General features: G+C 67.1%; 4 protein-coding genes. All 4 read left to right on the forward strand.

Annotated elements, in window-relative coordinates; translation table 11 throughout:
- On the forward strand, positions 1 to 551 hold a 551-nt coding region (locus Q8R27_RS11010; RefSeq protein ID WP_371134685.1), incomplete at its 5' end, for a TMEM165/GDT1 family protein.
- Positions 552 to 669: 118 nt separating this feature from the next.
- Positions 670 to 1,503 (forward strand): ABC transporter permease, encoded by an 834-nt coding sequence (locus Q8R27_RS11015; protein WP_305699066.1) that lies wholly within the window; start codon positions 670 to 672, stop codon positions 1,501 to 1,503.
- Positions 1,500 to 2,252 (forward strand): ABC transporter ATP-binding protein, encoded by a 753-nt coding sequence (locus Q8R27_RS11020; RefSeq protein WP_305699067.1) that lies wholly within the window; start codon positions 1,500 to 1,502, stop codon positions 2,250 to 2,252. The genes Q8R27_RS11015 and Q8R27_RS11020 overlap by 4 nt, the downstream gene beginning before the upstream one ends.
- 62 nt (positions 2,253 to 2,314) lie before the next feature.
- The coding region (locus Q8R27_RS11025; RefSeq protein WP_305699068.1) for a glycosyltransferase at positions 2,315 to 2,926 on the forward strand (612 nt) is incomplete at its 3' end.

Consider the following 2,926-nt stretch of genomic DNA (forward strand, 5'->3'; position numbering starts at 1 on the left):
CGGCCGCACTCGTGGCCATCGCCGAAATCGGCGACAAGACCCAGCTCCTGGCCATCCTGCTGGCGTCGAAATTCCGCAAGCCGTGGACCGTCATCGCCGGCATCCTGGCCGCCACCCTGGCCAATCACGCCCTGGCCGCCACGGCCGGCTATCTGGTCTCCGATTGGTTCAAAGGGCCGGGGTTCCAGATCGCAGTGGGCGTCGCCTTCATCGTCATGGCCGCCTGGGCGTTGATCCCCGACAAGGCTGATGACGGCGCGGCCACCAGGGGCCATGGCGGCGTGTTCCTGACCACCCTGGTGGCCTTCTTCCTGGTGGAGATCGGCGACAAGACCCAAGTCGCCACCACCCTGCTGGCGGCGCGCTTCCAGGACATCGCCCTGGTCACCATCGGCACCACCACGGGCATGATGCTGGCCAATGTGCCGGCTGTCTTCCTCGGCGAAGCGGTGACCCGCGTCGTGCCGCTGGCCTATGTGCGCATCGCAGCGGCCGCAATCCTGGCGCTGGTCGGGTTGTGGGCGATCCTCAACGCATTGGGCGTGCTCTAGCTTAGGGCTCGGCAACACCCGGATTTTGCTTAAAATCCGGGCGATTCGCCGCGCTGCGCCACGCTTGCGCCGCAATATCCTAGCTGGTACCAGCGGCCCCCACCCGGTCGGAGAGTCGATGGAAGTCGCCACCCACATGTTGCGGACCGGACGGCGCGGCGCGCTATTCGAAATCAGCATGGCGCTTCGGGACGTGCGGCTGTCGATCGAGCGGATCGGCCTGGCGTGGTCCCTGGCCTGGCACGACGTCGTCTCGCGCTATCGCGGCTCCATCCTCGGCCCCTTCTGGATCACGCTCTCGATGGGCCTGATGGTGCTGGGCATCGGCCTGCTCTACGCCCAGCTGTTTAAGATCTCGCTGCACGAGTTCATGCCGTTTGTCGCCATCGGCATCGTCTGCTTCGGCGTCATCACCGGCATGATCAACGAGGGCTGCGAGACCTTCGTGCGTGCCGCCGGCATGCTGTCGCAGACGTCGCTGCCGATGTTCACCTTCGTTTGGCGCACGGTGCTGCGCAACCTCATGAACCTGGCGCACCACGCGGTGATCATAGTCGCCGTGCTGGTGATCTACGGCTACTGGCGGACCACCAACCTGCCGCTGGCGGCGGTCGGCCTGGTTCTGCTGGTGATCAACGCCGCTTGGATCAGCACGCTGGCCGGCATCGCCTCGGCCCGGTTCCGCGACGTGCCGCAGATCGTCATGTCGATCATGCAGTTCGCGATCTTTATGACGCCGGTGTTCTGGCGGCCCAGCGCCTTCCCCGATCGCCACGCCCTGCTGACCTTCAATCCGTTCTACCACATGCTGGAAGCGGTCCGCGCGCCGCTGATGGGGGCTGCGGCGCCCGCGCATTCCTATGCGATACTGTGCATGATGGGCCTGCTCGGCTGGCTGCTCACCTTCGCGGTCTTCACCCTCACCCGCCGACGGATCGTGCACTACCTATGAAAGCGCCTCCGGTCTCGATCTCGGCGCGCGGGCTCAGCCTGCGCTTTCCGGTCTACGGCGTCGACGCCAAGTCGCTGAAGAAGCACCTGGCGCGGGTCACCGTAGGCGGGCGGCTGGGCTCGTCGACGGCCGGCGCGACCGAAGTCACCGCCCTGACCAACGTCAGTTTCGAGCTGAAGGCCGGCGACCGCCTGGGCCTGATCGGCCACAACGGTTCGGGCAAGACTACGCTGCTGCGGGCGCTGTCGGGCGCCTATGAGCCCGACGAAGGTCAGATCGAGGTCTGCGGCCGCATCGCGGCCCTGCTGGACCTGAACCTCGGCATCGACCCCTCGGCGACCGGCCTCGACAATATCCGCCTGCGCGGCCGCATCGCCGGGCTCACCACCCGCGAGATCGAGGACCGGCTGGAGGAGATCGCCGCCTTCACCGGATTGGGGCCGTTCCTGGCCATGCCGCTGAAGACCTATTCCGCCGGCATGCAGGCGCGGCTGGCGTTCGCCACGGCCACCGCGGTCGAGGCAGACGTGCTGCTGATGGACGAGTGGATCGCCGTGGGCGACGCCGACTTTCAGAAGCTCGCGCACAAGCGCCTACTGAAGCTGGTGGAACGGGCCGGCATCCTGGTGCTGGCCTCGCACGACCTCGACCTCTTGCGGCTCTACTGCAACAAGGTGATGCGGATGGAGGGCGGCGTCGCCTCGCCAGTGACGGATATCCGCAAGCTCGACGAGCTACTGGCGGCCTAGCGCCGCGGCTTGCGATGGCGCCCTCTTCTCTCAACAACAGACTGCGGAACAGCGCCCTTGCGGTGCTGAACCAGATCCGCCGCCATCCGGCCATCCACCGCCCCGTCCACCGCATCGCGCTCGAGCTGTCGCGCTTTCCGTTGGGCGCAAGGATGATCCGCGCGGTGCTTGAGCCCCAGTACGTCACCACCAGCGACTACATCCGCTGGATCGAGCGCAACGACACCCTGGACGACGCGGACCGCGCGGCGATCGGCGCGCACATCGCCCGCTTCGCGCGCCAACCGCTGATCTCGGTGGTGATGCCGGCCTACGAGACCCAGGAGCGGTTCCTGCGCGAGGCCATCGCCTCGGTCCGCGCCCAGCTCTATCCGCATTGGGAATTGTGCATCGCCGACGACGCATCGCCGAGCCCGCACGTCTGGGGGCTGCTGCAGTCCGAGGCCGCGCGTGATCGGCGAATCCGCGTCGTGCGGCGCGAGGCGAACGGCCATATCAGCGCGGCGACCAACTCCGCCCTGGGGCTGGCCCAGGGAGAATTCGTGGCCTTGATGGACCACGACGACATCCTGCCTGAGCACGCGCTCTACGAGATTGCGGCGGCCATCGACCGCCAGCCGGACCTCGACCTGATCTACTCCGACGAGGACAAGATCGACGGCCAGGGACGCCGC

It is taken from the genome of Phenylobacterium sp. (genome assembly GCF_030697305.1).
Lineage (GTDB): Bacteria > Pseudomonadota > Alphaproteobacteria > Caulobacterales > Caulobacteraceae > Phenylobacterium.